The sequence below is a fragment of the Enterobacter sp. SECR19-1250 genome (assembly GCF_013391025.1).
In the GTDB taxonomy this organism is placed as follows: Bacteria; Pseudomonadota; Gammaproteobacteria; order Enterobacterales; family Enterobacteriaceae; genus Enterobacter; species Enterobacter cloacae.
Map to the genome: position 1 here is coordinate 1 of NZ_JACASJ010000101.1, position 17,155 is coordinate 17,155.

Here is a 17,155-nt window from a genome sequence, read left to right on the forward strand (position 1 = left end):
GATGCGTGATCTGATCCTTCAACTCAGCAAAAGTTCGATTTATTCAACAAAGTCATCCATCAACCCAGTGGAAGCAAATACACCCGTGATGGTTTTAATTCGCGCTGGCGAGAGGCAAAACTCGCAGCCCAGGCTAAGTACCCTAACCTGTCGATTGATTTCACTTTCCACGATCTGAAAGCAAAAGGCATTTCAGATCTGGAGGGCAGCCTTGAAGAGAAACAGGCAATTTCCGGCCATAAGAACTCGCGACAAACGGCAATTTATGACAGAAAAGTAAAAGTGGTACCAGTTGTTGGCGGTCAGAAAAACTGATTGGTTATGCGTCCGAGGGAAAATCATCTTCGGACGCATCTTCGGAAAAATGGCTACATAACAAAAAAACCACCTTTCGGTGGTTTCACGACACTGCTTATTGCTTTGATTATTCTTTGTTTCCCATGGTACCCGGAGTGGGACTTGAACCCACACAGCGCGAACGCCGAGGGATTTTAAATCCCTTGTGTCTACCGATTCCACCATCCGGGCTCGGGAAGAAAGTGGAGGCGCGTTCCGGAGTCGAACCGGACTAGACGGATTTGCAATCCGCTACATAACCGCTTTGCTAACGCGCCGTAAAACTTTTTCAAACTGACACCCGCTATTGCGCATGTCTTTAATCTGGAGCGGGAAACGAGACTCGAACTCGCGACCCCGACCTTGGCAAGGTCGTGCTCTACCAACTGAGCTATTCCCGCATGTCATCAAGTTAACTGCTAACCACTTGATTTCATTATCGTCCGGCTAACTGTGCCGCCGTTCGATGCGTTGCATTCTACTGATATGACGTGATGAGTCAACGTTATTTTTTGCATCCCCGGATCGTTTGCTGAAAATTACGGCGAAACGATCACTGTTCAAGCAAATCTCCGCGCGCCGCGTTCAAATATTGCAGCATTGACCACAGGGTCAGCACCGCGGCAACCCACAGCAGGCCGATTCCCGCCCACTCTACCCAGGCGTTCGGACGCCACAGCATCCAGACCAGCGCCGCCATTTGCGCGGTGGTTTTCACTTTACCGATCCAGGATACCGCCACGCTGCTGCGTTTACCCAGTTCAGCCATCCATTCACGCAGTGCAGAGATGATGATCTCGCGTCCAATCATGGTGGCGGCTGGGAGTGTCACCCACCAGGTATGGTAATGTTCAGCCACCAGCACCATGGCAATAGCCACCATCACTTTATCGGCCACCGGATCGAGGAAAGCACCAAAACGGGTGCTTTGGTTCCAGCGGCGCGCCAGATAACCATCAAACCAGTCGGTGACCGCGGCAACCAGGAAAATCAGCGCACAGGCAAAAGGGGCCCAGACAAACGGCAGATAAAACGCGAGTACAAAGAACGGGATAAGCACGACGCGAAAGAGAGTGAGCAACGTAGGGATGTTATATTGCATAATGACGGTAACTATTTGTTGTCAGTAAAATTTAGCTCTATGTTGCTACAGAGCCCTCAATGTTTCAACGAGTAGTAGATCTTTTCTGCCAGCCCTTGCGAAATACCCGGCACTTTTGCAATTTCCTCCATGCTGGCGTTGAGTAATCCTTGCAATCCGCCCATATACTTCAGCAGCATCTGGCGACGTTTTGGCCCAACGCCTTCAATGGTCTCCAGCGTGCTGGTGTTTTTCACCTTCGCCCGTTTTTTACGGTGACCGCTGATGGCATGATCGTGCGACTCATCGCGAATATGCTGAATAACATGCAGCGCCGGGGAATCCGGCGGCAGGCTAAAGCCCTCACCTTCCGGCTCGAAGAACAGCGTCTCCAGCCCGGCTTTACGATCGGCCCCTTTTGCCACCCCCAACAGCAGGGGATGGTTTTTATCCCAGCTGACATCCAGGGATTCAAAGACCGCCTTCGCCTGGCCGAGCTGCCCTTTCCCGCCGTCAATCAGGATCACATCCGGGATCTTGCTCTCTTCAATGGCTTTACCATAGCGACGACGCAGCACCTGATTCATTGCCGCATAGTCATCCCCCGGGGTGATGCCGGTGATGTTGTAGCGACGATACTCAGCACGCAGCGGACCGTTCGCATCGAACACCACGCAGGAAGCAACGGTCTGCTCCCCCATGGTATGGCTGATGTCGAAACACTCCATGCGTTTCACTTCCGGCAATTTCAGAAGCGTCGCCAGAGCCGTTAAACGCTGGCTGACCGTCGACTGCTGGGAAAGTTTGGTGCTGAGCGCTGTCGCGGCATTGGTACGCGCCAGCTTCAGATAACGCGCACGGTCGCCGCGCGGTTTGGTCTGGACATTCACCCGGCGTCCCGCCAGCTCGGATAAAGAATCGGCCAGCAGGGTTTTATCCGCAAGGTTAAAATCAAGCAGGATCTCCGACGGCAGCGTGCGCATCTGGCTCCCCTGCAGATAAAACTGGCCGACAAAAGTCTCAACCACTTCACCCAGCTCCGTACCGCCTGGTACTTTCGGGAAATAGCTGCGGCTGCCGAGCACTTTGCCCTGACGAATAAACAGCACATGCACACAGGCCAGACCGGCATCAAAGGCAACGCCGATCACGTCGAGATCGTCACCGGTGTTCGAAACAAACTGTTTCTCCGTCACCCGGCGCACCGCCTGAATCTGGTCACGTATGCGCGCGGCCTCTTCAAACTCCAGCGCGGCGCTGGCTTTCTCCATACGGGCAATCAGTTGGGTCAGGACCTGATCGTCTTTACCGGCTAAAAACAGGCGCACGTACTCAACCTGCTGCGCGTACTCTTCTTCACTCACCAGCCCGGCGACGCAGGGCCCCAGGCAGCGGCCAATCTGGTACTGAAGGCACGGGCGCGAGCGGTTACGGTAGACACTGTTTTCGCACTGACGAACAGGAAAGATTTTTTGCAGCAGCGCCAGCGTCTCACGCACGGCATAGCCGTTAGGAAACGGCCCAAAGTATTCACCCTTCGCATGTTTCGCACCACGGTGCATCGCGAGCCGGGGATGGGTATCGCCGCTCAGAAAAATAAACGGGTAGGATTTATCATCCCGGAGCAGAACGTTATAGCGCGGCTGATAGAGCTTAATATAGTTGTGCTCAAGCAGGAGTGCTTCTGTCTCCGTATGGGTGACGGTGACATCAATATTCTGGATAAGCGCGACCAGCGCTTCAGTCTTACGGGAGGCAAGGTTGCTGCGAAAATAGCTGGAGAGGCGTTTCTTGAGATCTTTCGCCTTCCCCACGTAGATAACCGTACCGCCAGCGTCATACATGCGATAAACGCCAGGCTGGCTGGTCACGGTTTTCAGAAATGCTTTTGAATCAAATACATCACTCACTGACTTAATAACGTCTCCGCATTACACAGACCATGACGGATGGCAAGATGAGTCAGTTCAACATCACCGTGGATGTTCAGTTTACTGAACATCCGATAACGATAGCTGTTCACCGTTTTCGGGCTGAGATTCAGTTGCTCCGAGATCTCATTGACCTTCTGGCCTTTGGTGATCATCAGCATAATCTGCAATTCACGCTCAGACAAACTGGCAAACGGAGATTCGGTTTTCTCCGGCTCAATCTGGCTCAGCGCCATTTGTTGCGCAATGTCGGAAGCAATGTAACGCTGGCCGGCAAAGACGGAACGAATCGCGTTCACCACTTCCTGCGGCGCGGCGCCTTTACTGAGGTAACCTGCCGCCCCCGCCTGCATTACCTTCGCAGGAAGCGGGTTTTCGGTATGTACGGTCAGCATGATGACTTTTGTGTCAACAAAGGTACGCGCGATTTTGCGTGTTGCTTCAAGCCCACCGATACCGGGCATGTTCATATCCATCAGCACCACATCGGCTGAATTGGTGCGGCACCATTTAACGGCATCTTCGCCACAGCACGCCTCACCGGCAACTTTAATACCTTTTATATCTTCAAGAATGCGTCGTATCCCTGCGCGCACCAGTTCGTGGTCATCAACAAGAAGGACGTTGATCAAAGGGAATGTCTCCAGAATAGGGATAACGATACTGAGTGATAATTGGCTTTATATTAACGTTTTTCCTCACAAGATTAAAACGTTAAAAAACCGGCTATTCGATTTCGCTCGCGTTTTTGGAAATTAGCCTGTACAGATGCTGGAAAGAAAGCCCGCGCGGTGAGCGCTTGCACGGCTTTTTTTAAGCATCTGTATTCAAAAAGTTACAAAAATCGCTGCCCCGTCACGGTCAAAAAAACAGTTCTCAAATTTTTGTAACAATAATTAACGGCAAGCGAACCGGCCATAAACAATTAATAATCTTCGACCCTGTACAGTTTACTGGCACGCGGTGTTTATGCAAATAAACACCCTGCGGAAAAGTATGAAAAACAACCGCTGCATTTTTTGGAACAGCTTGTGGTATACTCCGCCGCCTTGACTTGCATCATCGCGCGCGAGCGCTGTTTTATAACGAGGAAAATAAATGAGCACACCTGAATTTGCAACTGCGGAGAATAGCCAGGAACTGGCCCAGGAAGTCAACTGCCTGAAAGCCCTGCTGACGCTGATGTTACAGGCAATGGGTCAGGCTGACGCCGGACGTGTGATCATTAAAATGGAAAAGCAAATCGCGCAGATGGAAAACCAGGCTGAGTCAGCGGTATTTGCCAATACTGTTAAGCAAATTAAACAAGCCTACCGTCAGTAAAAAAAACGGCTGAATGTGTTGCATTCAGCCGTTATCTCGTCTGGCACGCAGAACGTTCTCTCTGCTCAGATTAACCCTGTCGCCGCCGCGTAACACGCAATCTGCGTCTTGTTTGGCGCGTTGAATTTCTTCTGCATATTCTTCTGATGGAAGTTAACGGTATTCTCCGAGATAGAGAGAATGATCGCTATTTCCGCTGATGTCTTCCCTTCCGCAGTCCATTTCAGAATTTCCCGCTCACGTTTGCTGAATTTCATTTCGGGTGGCATCACCATCTCATCTTCAAAACGCAGCAGGCTGGTTAACGCCATTTGCAGCAGCATCTGCAACCGCAGCTCTAATTCTTCGCTGGTGATCGCGCCCGCCTGAACGCTGGTACACGAAACGGACAGGAAACCGAGCGCGTGATTTGGCAGCATCAGGCACTGTGTTATTCCCTTACGCAAGCCATGGTCGCGTGCGCCATTCCATAATGCCTCTGCGTCCGCGAATAATTCATCCGTCCAGGGTAAATGGCCCTGAATGAAATTCTCCGGTTTGAGCACCGGATCAATGGCGAAATAATTCTCTGACTGATATTGCGCCATCCACCGTTGTGGATACGTGGCGTGTACAGATATCCTGGGGCGCGTAAATGGCACAGGATGGCGTACACAGAGTGCGTAATAATCAAATTCGAGCGCCTGAGTTTGTCGCTGTAGTTCCTGATATACCTCACTGGCACTGGTCAGTGCCTGAAACCGGAGGAAGCAATCCCGTCGCCAGGTGAAAAAGTCTGAATCCTTCATACTTACTAAATGAAGCCTCTGAAATGATATTCATTATTAAGGTGAATATAACCTAACACATAAAACTTATTTCTAACCACAAAATATCGGCAATAGCACAATTAACTTTAGTTTTGATAAGGTTTATCTGTACTGAGCGGAATAAAAAAACATGGCAGACGAAACCGCGAGAGAATAATTTGCTCCAGAAGAAAAATCTGGAGCAAATGCGTGCAAAAATGCTACTGCATAAGGAATTTTTCAAGGAATTGACGGGTTCGCGGCTGCTGCGGGTTGGCAAATAAACTTTTTGCCGGCCCCTGCTCCACAATCCGTCCTTGATCCATGAAAATAGCCCGGTCGGCGACGTCACGGGCAAAGCTCATTTCGTGAGTCACAATGACCATGGTGCGTTTTTCCTGCGCCAGCTGACGAATAGTGTTAAGCACCTCGCCCACCAGCTCAGGATCAAGCGCAGAAGTGGGTTCGTCAAAGAGGATCACATCCGGGCGCATTGCCAGCGCGCGGGCTATCGCCACACGCTGCTGTTGCCCGCCCGAAAGACGACGCGGATAGCTGGTCTCTTTCCCTGCCAGCCCCACTTTGGCGAGCAGTTCACGCGCGCGTGCCGTGGCTTCCTCTTTTGGTTCACCTTTCACAATCACCGGACCTTCAATAATGTTCTCCAGCACCGTCCGGTGCGGGAACAGATTGAAGCTCTGGAAAACAAACCCCACGTGCTGGCGCAGCTGGCGGATCAAGCCTTTTTGCTGGCTGATGGATTTACCGGTATCAATGGTGATCTCCCCAACCCGAATGGTGCCTCCCTCCGGCTGTTCAAGCAGGTTAATGCTGCGCAGCAGCGTGGTTTTTCCTGAGCCGCTCGGGCCGATAATCGCCACCACTTCACCCTGCTCCACCTCCAGATCGATCCCGTGGAGCACCGTTTGCCCGTGGAATTTCTTCACCAGGTTTTTAACGTCGATAGCACTCATTTTGGATCACGCTCCTGGCGGTTAAGCTGGTTTTCAAAATAGTTTTGCAGGGCAGACAGCACCGTTGCCATCACCCAGTAGATCAGCGAGGCAGCAAGATACATGGTAAACACTTCAAGCGTGCGCGAGGTGATAAGCTGCGCCTGACGGAACAGCTCCGGCACCTGAATCGTCGCCGCCAGCGAGGTGTCTTTCACCAGGCTGATAAAGCTGTTGCTGAGCGGTGGCAACGCCACCCGCGCCGCCTGCGGCAGAATGGCCCGGCGCAAGGTTTGCCACGGTGTCATACCGATACTGGCTGCGGCTTCCCACTGCCCTTTATCAATCGACGAAATTGCCGCACGCAGGGTTTCCGAGGTATACGCCGCCGTATTAAGCGACAGACCAATCATCGCCGCCGGGATCGGGTCCAGTTCAATCCCGAACTGCGGTAAACCGTAGTAGATCATAAAGAGCTGCGCGATAAGCGGCGTGCCGCGAAACACAGAGATATAAAAACGAGCCAGCCAGCGCACCGGCCAGACGGGCGACATACGCATTAAGGCCAGCACAAACCCGAGGACCAGGCCGAAGAACATGCCACCAATACTGAGCTGTAAGGTGAACACCGCGCCTTTCAGCAGGAACGGCAGCGAATCGATAACCAGTTGAATACTTTCTTGCATTATTATTTTTCGACCTGATTTTTAGACATGAGGATGATAGGCAAACAGCGCGGGCGCGCCGCCGGTGTGCACAAATAAAATCGGCCCTTCATCCTTAAAGCGTTTCTGCGCAATGCCATCAATAAGCCCGGCCATCGCTTTGCCCGTATAGACCGGATCCAGCAGTATGCCCTCAAGGCGCGCCAGCAGTTTAACCGCTTCCATTCCCTCTTCGTTCGGTGTGCCGTAACCCGGCGCAAAATAGTCGTCCCACAGCAGAATATCGGCCTTTGCCTTCAGCTCCAGCTGCTCTGCCACCGCCTGCTGCAAGCTCACCACTTTGGGTTTCTGATCCGCAACGCTGCGCGATACCGTCACACCAATCAGCTCAACGTCCGGCAGCAGGTGCTCCAGCCCGACGGCCAGCCCCGCGTGCGTGCCCGCACTGCCAGAGGCAACCACCACTGACGAGAGGCTCACCGCCCCTTCGCACTGCTGAGCAATCTCCAGCGCGCTTTCCACATACCCCAGCGCACCCAGCGCATTCGAGCCGCCCACCGGAATGACATACGGACGAAAGCCCTGTGCTTCAAGGCGTGTGGCCAGCTCATCGAGCTGTGCGGTCGGGTCGGTCAACGCATCGACCATTTCAACCTGCACGTTAAAGAGATCTAGCAGCAAACGGTTGCCGTTGGTCAGGTAGTTCTCTGCCCGTGTACCGATTGGGTTTTCCAGCAACGCCACGCAGTGCAGCCCAAGTTTTGCCGCCACCGCCGCCGTCTGGCGAACGTGGTTGGACTGAATCGCCCCTGCGGTGACGAGCGTATCCGCCCCTTCACGCAGCGCGTCAGCCGCCAGAAACTCCAGTTTGCGCAGCTTATTGCCCCCCATCGCCATTGGCGTCACGTCATCACGCTTAATAAAAATATCGCGTCCTAAATAGTCAGAAAATCGCGGCAGATACTCCAGCGGCGTCGGCGCGCCGATGAACTCCAGGCGGGGAAAGCGCGTTAAATTCTGTAGTGACATGGGTTCTCCGGTAACTCAGACAAAATGTGATATTTTTCATTATGCACGCAGACGCGTAAGAAATAAAAAAGGCGCTTTTAAAAGCGCCTTTTTTTAACGTCAAAGACTTATTTGGTGACGTCTGCCCCAAACCACTTCTCAGAAAGCGCTTTCAGGCTGCCGTCTTTTTGCATATCCGCAATGGCGGAGTCGATCGCCTTGACCAGGTCTTCGTTACCTTTACGGACAGCAACCCCTGATTCCTGACGAGAGAACGCATCACCGGCGACCGCCAGGGTGTTGTTGGTTTTCTTCACCAGATCCAGTGCCGCCAGACGGTCAACCAGGATGGCATCGATACGGCCAACGCGGAGATCCTGGTATTTTGTCGGGTCATCATCATAGGTGCGGATATCCACACCCTGAACGTTCTGGCGCAGCCACTCTTCGTAGTTGGTTCCCAGACCGACACCGACTTTTTTACCTTTCAGATCCGCGGCCGTTTTGATTGAGCCTTCGTTACCTTTCTTCACCAGCGCCTGGATACCGGACACGGTGTACGGCGTGGAGAAGTCATACTTCTTCTTACGCTCGTCAGAAATGGTCACCTGGTTAATCACCACATCAATACGTTTGGAATCCAGCGACGCCAGCATACCGTCCCATTTGGTCGGTTTCAGGGACGCTTTCACCCCAAGGTGTTTCGCCAGTTCCTCTGCAAATTCCACTTCGAAACCGGTCAGTTTACCGTCATCACCCTGGAAGCTGAACGGAGGATAGGTTCCTTCCAGCCCGACCAACAGCGTACCGCGCTCTTTCACTTTGTTAAGCAGGTTCTCTGCGGCGAAGGTTTTCACGCTCATTCCCGCGACCAGCGCAACGGCCATAACGCCCATCAGCGCCTGACGACCCAGAAGTGCTAATTTCATAAGTACCCCGATATAGTGGAATTTTTGTGTAGTGTAGAGAAATCGCCTGCAAGGTCAAAGGCGACTGCGCTACATCTTATTCTTTTTTAATATATATCAGAAGTTGTCCCGGCGTGGGCTTTCTGCTTTACCGCCGCCGGCATTTGGACCTTATATTGTGCGTACTTGCGCAGCGCAATACGGTAGTTATTAGTACTGGTCGCAGGCAGCCACGGCTCCAGGTTTTCATCCAGATAGCCGGTCTTGAGCAGATCGCGGGAAATATTATTCACGGTGAGATGCTGTCCCAGGCGACGCAGGCGAACCACGTATTCGCGAACGGTCCCGTGACTCATCTCGGTCTGTTCAAACAGGAACTGTTTGAAACCGATAATATCGAAGAAGTCGCTTTGCTCTTTGCAGTGGAGATCGCCACAGAAACGGCAAAGCGCCACCCACTCTTTCTGCTCTTCGAGCCACGCGGCTTCGTCCATCAACGTGTCGAGACGAGAAATCGCAATTTTATTGACGATTTCGCCACGACGAACCAGCGTGATACGATCGAGTAACTTGTTACAGTGGGCGCAATGCGTCTGGCTGTGTTTAAAGTCTTTCAGGTAGCGGCTTAAAGGCCGTCTTTTAGATTGCTGCACCGTCATGATAACTCCTGGTTGTCAATACGTTGTGCGGCATTTTTCAGGTGAATCAATCACCTATAACTTACCCAGCTTGGTTCGTAAGCGTTTGATGGCCTGGCTGTGCAGCTGGCTTACCCGCGACTCTCCCACTTCCAGAACAGCGCCAATCTCTTTGAGATTAAGCTCTTCCTGATAATAGAGGGTTAACACCAGCTGTTCGCGCTCTGGCAAAGCTTCAATGGCTTCCATCACGCGCTGGCGTAAATTACCTTCCATTAAATGGTGTAACGGGTTTTCTTGCTGATGCTCATCCGTCACCAGCTCGATGCTATCGCCATGCTCTTCGCGCCACTCGTCATAAGAGAAGAGTTGGCTATTATTGGTATCGAGCAACATCTGACGATACTCTTCAACAGGAATACCAAGCCGTTCCGCCACTTCCGTTTCCGTCGCGTTGCGTCCCAGTTCCTGTTCCAGCTGCCCCATCGCATGCGCCACTTCGCGCGCGTTGCGGCGAACACTGCGCGGCACCCAGTCCCGGCTGCGCAGCTCGTCCAGCATCGCACCACGAATACGCTGAACTGCGTAAGTGGTAAATGCCGTTCCTTGCAGAGCGTCGTATCGGTCAACTGCATTCAATAACCCGATACCGCCCGCCTGTAGCAGATCGTCCAGTTCCACGCTCGCCGGCAAACGCACCTGGAGGCGCAATGCTTCGTGGCGCACCAGCGGGACATAACGCTGCCACAGCGAGTGTTTATCCATTACACCTTCAGCGGTATAGAGTGAATTCACGATAAACAGCCCTGCGTTAGTTGAGTTATCGGCATGATTATCCGATTCTGCAGGGCGTTCAATTGGATGAATAGTGGGTGAAAAGAGGGGTTATTTGGGGGGTTACGTGTGTATGCGGACAGAAAAAACCCCGCCGAAGCGGGGTTTGTCGGCAAATTGCGAATTAACGCAGCAGGGACAGCATGGTTTGCGGAACCTGGTTGGCCTGAGCCAGAACAGAAGAGCCAGCCTGCTGCAGGATCTGCGCGCGGGACATGTTGGACACTTCGGTCGCGTAGTCGGAATCCTGAATACGGCTGCGAGCATCGGTCAGGTTGTTCACAGTGTTGTTCAGGTTAGTAATGGTAGATTCGAAACGGTTCTGGGAAGCACCCAGCAAGCTGCGCTGAGAATCCACTGCTTTCAGAGCAGCATCGATATCTGCCAGCGGGGTAGTACCTGTAGCAGTACCATCCGCAGCGACTTTACCTTTCAGTACATCAAAGCCTTCAGCAGCAACGGTACGAGCATTGCCATTTACGGCTTCGCCAGCTGTGGTAGAGGCTTTCAGCGCAGTATCGAACGCGGTTTGTGAAGTAGTAAGCGCAGTCTGGGCAGTTGTCACATCCGCCTGAAGGGCAGCATCTGTTGGGTTTGCTGCAAGAGCTGTCTGGGCGGTTTCAAGATCCGTTTTCTTAGTAGCGAGATCATCTTTCGCAGTTTTCAGCGCATCAGTAGTAGTAAATTTATAGGTGTTGATTGATTCACCTGAAGTACCGCCAGTACCAGCAGTAGCCAGGTTCCAGCCCGCACTTGAACCAATTGCAATGCTGATCTGCTCATTGTCTTTAGAACCAACCTGGAAATCGTAGTTAGTGTTACCAGCAGTACGGTTATCAAGAATTTTGATGCCGTTAAAATCAGTCTGCTTAGTAACGCGGTTGATCTCTTCCATGCGCTGGTTGACTTCAGACTGGATGGAATCGATATCAGATGCAGAGTTAGAGCTGTTCTGCGCCTGAACGGTCAGGTCACGAACACGTTGCAGGTTGTTGTTGATTTCGCTCAGCGCGCCTTCAGCGGTCTGGGACAGAGAGATACCGTCGTTAGCGTTACGCGCAGCAACGGTGAGGCCGTTGATGTTAGAGGTGAAGCGGTTGGCGATTGCCTGGCCAGCAGCGTCATCTTTTGCACTGTTAATACGAAGACCAGAAGACAAACGCTCAATAGCTGTACCCAGAGAAGACTGAGATTTGTTCAGGTTAGTCTGCGTCATCAGCGACAGGCTGTTAGTATTGATTACTGCCATAATTGAGTATCCTTCATAAAGTGTTAAGTTTCAGGCCGCTGGCCTACGGCTTTCGCGCCGTTAACCAGGTTATCGACAGCCCAAAACGAACCTTTAGGTATTTTTTTCACATCCCCTGTATTTTTTATTTTCTTTCTGAATATTCCCCCTGCTCCTTTTCCTTTTTTTCTTGTCTAAGGTCCACGGCCTGACTGAGCGGTGGAATAGCTTCCTAAAAAGTCTTTTTATTGTGCAATTGATAACTTTTCTTTTTCGCTAAACTTCCTGGGCAATGTGCCGATACCCATTCCATTGGTTCTCATTCAAAAGGAAAATGTAATGGCAAGTGTTAGTTCTCTTGATGCAGGTTCAAACCTGGGCCTGAGTGCCCTGTTGGACCAACTCTCAACTAGTGAGCAGCAGCGCTTAACCCCGTTAACGACTCAGCAGACGTCGTTCAAAGCCCAGCTTACTGCGTGGGGTCTGGTCAAGAGTTCGCTACAAAAAGTGCAAACGGCAGCCGAAGCACTTGCTAAAGCGGATAAAATTGCCACGACGTCTGTAACCAGTAAAAACACAGCGTTTACGGCCACCGTTGATGCGGGGGTACCTGCGGGCAATTATTCTATTGAGGTGATCGGTCTCGCTCAGTCTCAAACGCTGACATCGAAAGAATTTACCAATAAAACAGACAGTATCGGTGGTACTACAGCGGGTAACTCCCGCACGATTACCATTACGCAACCCGGACAAAAAACACCGATGACCGTCACGTTAACGGATGATCAAACATCCTTATCGGGCATTCGCGACGCTATTAACAAGCAAAACGGCAGCGTAACGGCCAGTATTATTAAAGCGGACGATGATTCGTATTACTTGTCTCTTACCTCAAAGGATACAGGGTTAACAAATGCCATGACGGTCACAGTCTCCGGCGATGATAAGCTTAAGCAAAATCTGGCGTACGATCCGGCTGCCACGACCGGAAATGGCCTGACCCAAACGGTTAAGGCGGCTGACGCGGTGGTAAAGATCAATGACATTACGATCACGCGAAGCAGTAATACGATTTCAGATGCGCAGGATGGATTAACGTTAACCCTGACAAAACAGACCGAAGAAAATAAACCTGAACAATTAACGGTAGCGCGTGATAATACGGCAATGAAGACAGCGATTCAGACCTTTGTCGATGCTTACAACTCATTGCAAACGACGATTTCTTCACAGACGAAATATACTGCGGTTGATCAGGGCAGCACTTCGCAAGACAGTAGCAACGGTGATCTGATGGGAGACGGTACGCTGCGAAATATTCAGACGCGTCTGCGTTCAATGGTGATCAGCAGCCAACCGACAGACTACGCAACGCTGTCATCAATGGGCATTACGCAGGATGTGAACGGTAAACTTACCGTTGACAGCACCAAGCTGGACAAAGCCCTGAACGAAAAACCGGGTAGCGTGACCCAATTCTTCGGCGGTGATGGCGAGAAAACCGGGTTTGGCGTACAGACCAATGACCTGCTGAAAAAATTCCTGGCAGATGACGGAGTCGTTCAAAGTGCAACCGATGGCATTAATAGCTCGCTGAAAAAGCTTAAAGTGCGAATCGACAGCACCACACTCAGCATCAACAATACGATTGAACGCTATAAGAAGCAGTTCACTTCGCTTAACTCGTTGGTAAATAAACTGACCAATACAGGAAATTACCTGTCGCAGCAGTTTACCGCTATGAACTCGTAATAAGGAATTTGCATGTATAGCCGTACGGGCATCACTGCTTATGCAAACATCGAAGTGGAAAGCGCAGTATTAAGCGCTTCCCCATATCAGCTGGTGAATATGCTCTTTGATGGCGCGCTAAGCGCGTTAAAAAGAGCACAAATCCTGATAGAACAGGGTGATATCTCAGGGAAAGGTCAGGCATTATCCAAAGCTATTAATATTATATCGAACGGCTTGCAGTCCGGCCTCGATTTTAATGTAAACCGTGAACTTTGTGAGAACCTTGATAGCTTGTATGCGTATATGACTCGTCGCTTACTACATGCAAATCTACACAATGATCAGACTGCGATAGCTGAAGTGCATGCACTCCTCAGTAATATTTCCGAAGCGTGGAAAGAGGTTGCCCCACATTCATCTAAAGCGAACCAGGAAAAATATTAATGAGCGCGTCCTATTCATCCTTGCAAAAATGGTTACTGCTTCGTTCAGTGAGTCAGAAAATGTTAAAGTTGGCAACCGAGAATAAATGGGATGAATTGGTTGAAGGAGAAATTGAATATGTACAACTTGTGGAAAGTTTATCACAAGAGCAGTTTACTGCCGATGACGCCTGCGCGCCTCAGATTCGGGAAGTCCTGAGAATTGTTATTGAAAACGAAAACGAGGTTAAACGCCTGCTCAATATCCGCATGGAGGAGCTTAAGAAATTGATTAAAAACGGTGTTCAGCAGAACTCCCTGTCATCAGCTTACGGAAACCTCTCTGGTGTGGTGCTGGTACCAGATGCGCCCACCGCCTCACAATAATTTTTTGATCGTTTTCACAAATTTCTCCCATACTCCAGAAGTCAGTCAAACGGCTTCTGGAGCACGGACGATGAAAAACCCCACCCTGTTACAATGCTTTCACTGGTATTACCCTGCAGGCGGTGAATTGTGGCGAGAGGTCACGGCATTAGCCCCCAATCTTAACGAAATCGGCATCAATATGATCTGGCTGCCGCCAGCCTATAAAGGCGCATCGGGCGGTTACTCGGTCGGGTATGATTCTTACGATCTGTTTGATCTCGGCGAGTTTGACCAGAAAGGCAGTGTTGCCACCAAATACGGTGATAAAGCCCAGCTTCTGGAAGCCATTGATGCGCTCAAAAGTAATAACATCGCGGTGCTGCTGGACGTGGTGGTTAACCACAAAATGGGCGCCGATGAGAAAGAGCACGTTCGCGTTCAGCGCGTGAACGAGCAGGACCGCACGCAAATCGATGATGAGATCATCGAGTGCGAAGCCTGGACCCGCTACACCTTCCCTGCCCGCGCCGGACAGTATTCGCAGTTCGTCTGGGATTACAAATGCTTTAGCGGCATCGACCACATCGAAAACCCCGATGAGGATGGCATCTTCAAAATCGTCAATGACTACACCGGCGAAGGCTGGAACGATCAGGTCGATGACGAAATGGGTAATTTCGACTATCTGATGGGCGAAAATATCGATTTCCGTAACCATGCCGTGACGGAGGAGATCAAGTACTGGGCGCGCTGGGTCATGGAACAAACCGGCTGCGACGGATTCCGCCTGGATGCGGTCAAACACATCCCCGCCTGGTTCTATAAGGAGTGGATTGAAGACGTTCAGGAAGTAGCGACGCAGCCGCTGTTTATCGTCGCGGAATACTGGTCGCACGAGGTGGATAAACTGCAGGCCTATATTAATCAGGTCGAGGGTAAAACAATGCTGTTTGATGCCCCCCTGCAGATGAAATTCCACGAGGCCTCGCGCCAGGGGCGGGACTACGACATGAGCCAGATTTTCACCGGCACGCTGGTGGAGGCCGATCCGTTCCATGCGGTGACGCTGGTTGCCAACCATGACACCCAGCCGTTGCAGGCGCTTGAAGCCCCGGTGGAAGCCTGGTTTAAACCGCTGGCCTATGCGCTGATCCTGCTGCGGGAAAATGGCGTGCCGAGCGTGTTTTATCCCGATCTCTTTGGCGCCAGCTATGACGATACCAGGGGAGACGGTGAAACTTACCACATTGATATGCCGGTGATTGAGCAACTGCACGAGCTGATCCTCGCCCGTCAGCGCTTTGCCCACGGCGTGCAGACACTGTTTTTTGACCACCCTAACTGCATCGCATTCAGCCGCAGTGGCACGGAAGAGGATCCCGGTTGCGTGGTGGTGATGTCCAATGGGGATGATGGCGAGAAGGTAATCTGCCTTGGGGAAAACTACGGGAACAAAACCTGGCGTGATTTTCTCGGCAATCGTGAAGAAACTGTCACCACCGCAGCGGATGGCGAAGGGACATTTACCTGCAAAGGCGGAAGCGTGAGCGTGTGGGTCATTGAGGATGCATTGTAGTATTTGAAGAGTGCGGCCAGATGCCCTCACCCCGGCCCTCTCCCACAGGGAGAGGGTGCAAACACCAAAAACAGCTACGGCAGCTTACTCTCCAGCGGATTTTTGCTCAGGTAATCGGCACACTCCACCGTTGGGCGAACGACCTTCTGCAGCTCCATGCCATCATACTCCAGCACCGAGCCATCGCGCTCCAGCGGGTAGATATCCAGCTTGCTGGTCACGTTGTAATAGCTGTCTGAACGCAGCATGATTTTTCCCGGCACGGCAATTACGCGCTGCCATTGACGGCAGTCCAGCGTATCGCCCTCCTCCGTCACCACCAGCGTGGCAATCGCCTCCGGGCTGACCATTTTGCTCTGCGGCCCTTTTGACTGCCAGTATCCCGCCAGATGTGCCGGAACAGGATGTTTGATCACATCCTTGTAGCTATCAACCTGTACGCACCCGGTGAGTGCCAGCAGCACGCCAGCAATTGCTATTTTTTTCATCATCTTTCCTGCATTCGAAGAAAAAAATATTGTGGCATTAAAGCGCTAAGGCTGCCAGCGAAGATCGTCCAGGTCTTAGACCTGCATCCCCATCACATGAGCATGCATTTTTCATAATCGACAAAGATCGTCCAAGAGCGCTCCAAATAACAGATGGTTAGAGTCGTAGAAAACTTCAGTCGTCTAAGTTCACCTTAGAGCGAGTGCTGTTTTGTGTCCCACCCATGCCCCATCACATCACCGGACAGTCATCTTCCCTTACTCGGTTGATGAAGAACGTCGCCACTCCAAGTACCTCCACATCTGCAAGCGCAGCTCCTTCTATTGCCTCCCCATCATCCGTAATGAGCGCTTTACCCATCAGCTTGGCAAATTGCGTGCGCCCATCGCTCAGAATCAGAAGTACATCCCCTTCGCAGGTTTTCACGCACGGCTCGATAACTGCAAAACCAATATCTGTCTCAAGCACTCTGCTATCCGCTCCTATGTTACACAGCACAACAGGTGATAGTTGTTGCTCAACGTAATCTGACGCCGGGGATGGAAAGCCCATTATTGCACCCTCCCCATGTTACGCAGGATCCAGTATCGGTTATCGCTGTGGTCTGGTGTCTTATCCACAAAGTCTTGCTGATAACGTTCTATCCATGCATTGGCATCTGACCGGGTAAAGTGCCAGTTGTAGTCACGCAGCTTCTCGATGAAGCTCTCAGTCAGGAGATACTGGTAACCCTTAGGATTTAGCTGTATTGCCGCAATAAAGGCGGTCTTTATGTCTGCTGTGCGTGGCATATTTACCCCCACATAATTACTGTTTATATATGGGTCTTCCCTTGTTGTGGTGGCTGAAGGCATGATAATGGCGTATTAAAT

Annotated in this window: 19 protein-coding genes, 3 tRNA genes and 1 pseudogene; 6 read left to right on the forward strand and 17 right to left on the reverse strand. The window is 51.4% G+C overall.

Annotation, left to right across the window (positions count from 1 at the left end):
• Positions 1-51: 51 nt before the first annotated feature.
• Positions 52-315, forward strand: a pseudogene (locus tag HX884_RS27510) (integrase); the annotation flags it as partial.
• A gap of 126 nt (positions 316-441) precedes the next feature.
• On the opposite strand, the gene HX884_RS20935 reads toward HX884_RS27510, so the two are convergent.
• The 6 genes from HX884_RS20935 to uvrY form a co-directional block, all read right to left on the reverse strand.
• Positions 442-528 (reverse strand) — tRNA-Leu (locus HX884_RS20935).
• A gap of 12 nt (positions 529-540) precedes the next feature.
• A tRNA-Cys gene (locus tag HX884_RS20940) sits at positions 541-614 on the reverse strand.
• Between the two features lie 47 nt (positions 615-661).
• A tRNA-Gly gene (locus HX884_RS20945) sits at positions 662-737 on the reverse strand.
• Between the two features lie 152 nt (positions 738-889).
• Complete coding sequence (gene pgsA, locus HX884_RS20950) at positions 890-1,438, reverse strand: CDP-diacylglycerol--glycerol-3-phosphate 3-phosphatidyltransferase (protein WP_013096028.1); 549 nt, start codon at positions 1,436-1,438, stop codon at positions 890-892.
• Between the two features lie 56 nt (positions 1,439-1,494).
• A complete protein-coding gene (uvrC, locus tag HX884_RS20955) occupies positions 1,495-3,327 on the reverse strand; it encodes an excinuclease ABC subunit UvrC (protein WP_013096027.1) in 1,833 nt (610 codons plus the stop codon).
• Complete coding sequence (gene uvrY, locus HX884_RS20960) at positions 3,324-3,980, reverse strand: UvrY/SirA/GacA family response regulator transcription factor (RefSeq protein WP_013096026.1); 657 nt, start codon at positions 3,978-3,980, stop codon at positions 3,324-3,326. The genes uvrC and uvrY overlap by 4 nt, the downstream gene beginning before the upstream one ends.
• Positions 3,981-4,446: 466 nt before the next feature.
• Between uvrY and HX884_RS20965 the strand changes: the two genes are divergently transcribed.
• Complete coding sequence (locus tag HX884_RS20965) at positions 4,447-4,671, forward strand: DUF2594 family protein (protein WP_013096025.1); 225 nt, start codon at positions 4,447-4,449, stop codon at positions 4,669-4,671.
• A gap of 65 nt (positions 4,672-4,736) precedes the next feature.
• Here the strand turns inward: HX884_RS20965 and sdiA are convergent, their stop codons facing one another.
• The 8 genes from sdiA to HX884_RS21005 all read right to left on the reverse strand — a co-directional run bounded on the left by sdiA (position 4,737) and on the right by HX884_RS21005 (position 11,714).
• Positions 4,737-5,459: a transcriptional regulator SdiA gene (gene sdiA, locus HX884_RS20970; protein ID WP_023622078.1), complete on the reverse strand. Its 723-nt coding sequence runs from the start codon at positions 5,457-5,459 to the stop codon at positions 4,737-4,739.
• 221 nt (positions 5,460-5,680) lie between these two features.
• Positions 5,681-6,433 carry an L-cystine ABC transporter ATP-binding protein TcyN gene (gene tcyN, locus HX884_RS20975; protein ID WP_013096023.1) on the reverse strand — a complete coding sequence of 251 codons (753 nt, stop codon included), beginning with the start codon at positions 6,431-6,433 and terminating at the stop codon, positions 5,681-5,683.
• On the reverse strand, positions 6,430-7,098 hold the full coding sequence (gene tcyL, locus HX884_RS20980; protein ID WP_013096022.1) for a cystine ABC transporter permease: 669 nt from the start codon (positions 7,096-7,098) through the stop codon (positions 6,430-6,432). The genes tcyN and tcyL overlap by 4 nt, the downstream gene beginning before the upstream one ends.
• 21 nt (positions 7,099-7,119) lie before the next feature.
• Positions 7,120-8,106: a D-cysteine desulfhydrase gene (dcyD, locus tag HX884_RS20985; protein ID WP_020687612.1), complete on the reverse strand. Its 987-nt coding sequence runs from the start codon at positions 8,104-8,106 to the stop codon at positions 7,120-7,122.
• 107 nt (positions 8,107-8,213) lie between these two features.
• Positions 8,214-9,014, reverse strand: coding sequence for a cystine ABC transporter substrate-binding protein (gene tcyJ / locus HX884_RS20990; protein WP_013096020.1), 801 nt, complete (start codon positions 9,012-9,014; stop codon positions 8,214-8,216).
• A gap of 86 nt (positions 9,015-9,100) precedes the next feature.
• Complete coding sequence (gene fliZ / locus HX884_RS20995) at positions 9,101-9,652, reverse strand: flagella biosynthesis regulatory protein FliZ (protein WP_013096019.1); 552 nt, start codon at positions 9,650-9,652, stop codon at positions 9,101-9,103.
• Positions 9,653-9,706: 54 nt separating this feature from the next.
• A complete protein-coding gene (locus tag HX884_RS21000) occupies positions 9,707-10,426 on the reverse strand; it encodes an RNA polymerase sigma factor FliA (RefSeq protein ID WP_013096018.1) in 720 nt (239 codons plus the stop codon).
• 163 nt (positions 10,427-10,589) lie between these two features.
• Positions 10,590-11,714: a FliC/FljB family flagellin gene (locus HX884_RS21005; RefSeq protein WP_058683410.1), complete on the reverse strand. Its 1,125-nt coding sequence runs from the start codon at positions 11,712-11,714 to the stop codon at positions 10,590-10,592.
• A 318-nt stretch (positions 11,715-12,032) separates the two neighbouring features.
• On the opposite strand from HX884_RS21005, the gene fliD reads away from it, so the two are divergent.
• From fliD to amyA, 4 genes are all read left to right on the forward strand, one after another.
• A complete protein-coding gene (gene fliD, locus HX884_RS21010) occupies positions 12,033-13,445 on the forward strand; it encodes a flagellar filament capping protein FliD (RefSeq protein WP_058683409.1) in 1,413 nt (470 codons plus the stop codon).
• Between the two features lie 12 nt (positions 13,446-13,457).
• Complete coding sequence (fliS, locus tag HX884_RS21015) at positions 13,458-13,871, forward strand: flagellar export chaperone FliS (RefSeq protein WP_058683408.1); 414 nt, start codon at positions 13,458-13,460, stop codon at positions 13,869-13,871.
• Positions 13,871-14,236, forward strand: a complete 366-nt coding sequence (gene fliT / locus HX884_RS21020; RefSeq protein ID WP_039025586.1) for a flagellar protein FliT — start codon at positions 13,871-13,873, stop codon at positions 14,234-14,236. Before fliS ends, fliT begins: the two co-directional genes overlap by 1 nt.
• Before the next feature lie 70 nt (positions 14,237-14,306).
• Positions 14,307-15,794: an alpha-amylase gene (gene amyA, locus HX884_RS21025; RefSeq protein WP_058683407.1), complete on the forward strand. Its 1,488-nt coding sequence runs from the start codon at positions 14,307-14,309 to the stop codon at positions 15,792-15,794.
• Positions 15,795-15,868: 74 nt separating this feature from the next.
• Here the strand turns inward: amyA and yedD are convergent, their stop codons facing one another.
• The 3 genes from yedD to HX884_RS21040 form a co-directional block, all read right to left on the reverse strand.
• Positions 15,869-16,282, reverse strand: coding sequence for a lipoprotein YedD (gene yedD / locus HX884_RS21030; protein ID WP_058683406.1), 414 nt, complete (start codon positions 16,280-16,282; stop codon positions 15,869-15,871).
• A gap of 232 nt (positions 16,283-16,514) precedes the next feature.
• The gene (locus HX884_RS21035) at positions 16,515-16,835 is read right to left on the reverse strand and encodes a hypothetical protein (RefSeq protein ID WP_112032451.1); all 321 of its coding nucleotides are present in this window, start codon (positions 16,833-16,835) and stop codon (positions 16,515-16,517) included.
• A complete protein-coding gene (locus tag HX884_RS21040) occupies positions 16,835-17,074 on the reverse strand; it encodes a hypothetical protein (protein WP_178328736.1) in 240 nt (79 codons plus the stop codon). Before HX884_RS21040 ends, HX884_RS21035 begins: the two co-directional genes overlap by 1 nt.
• Between the last annotated feature and the right edge of the window lie 81 nt (positions 17,075-17,155).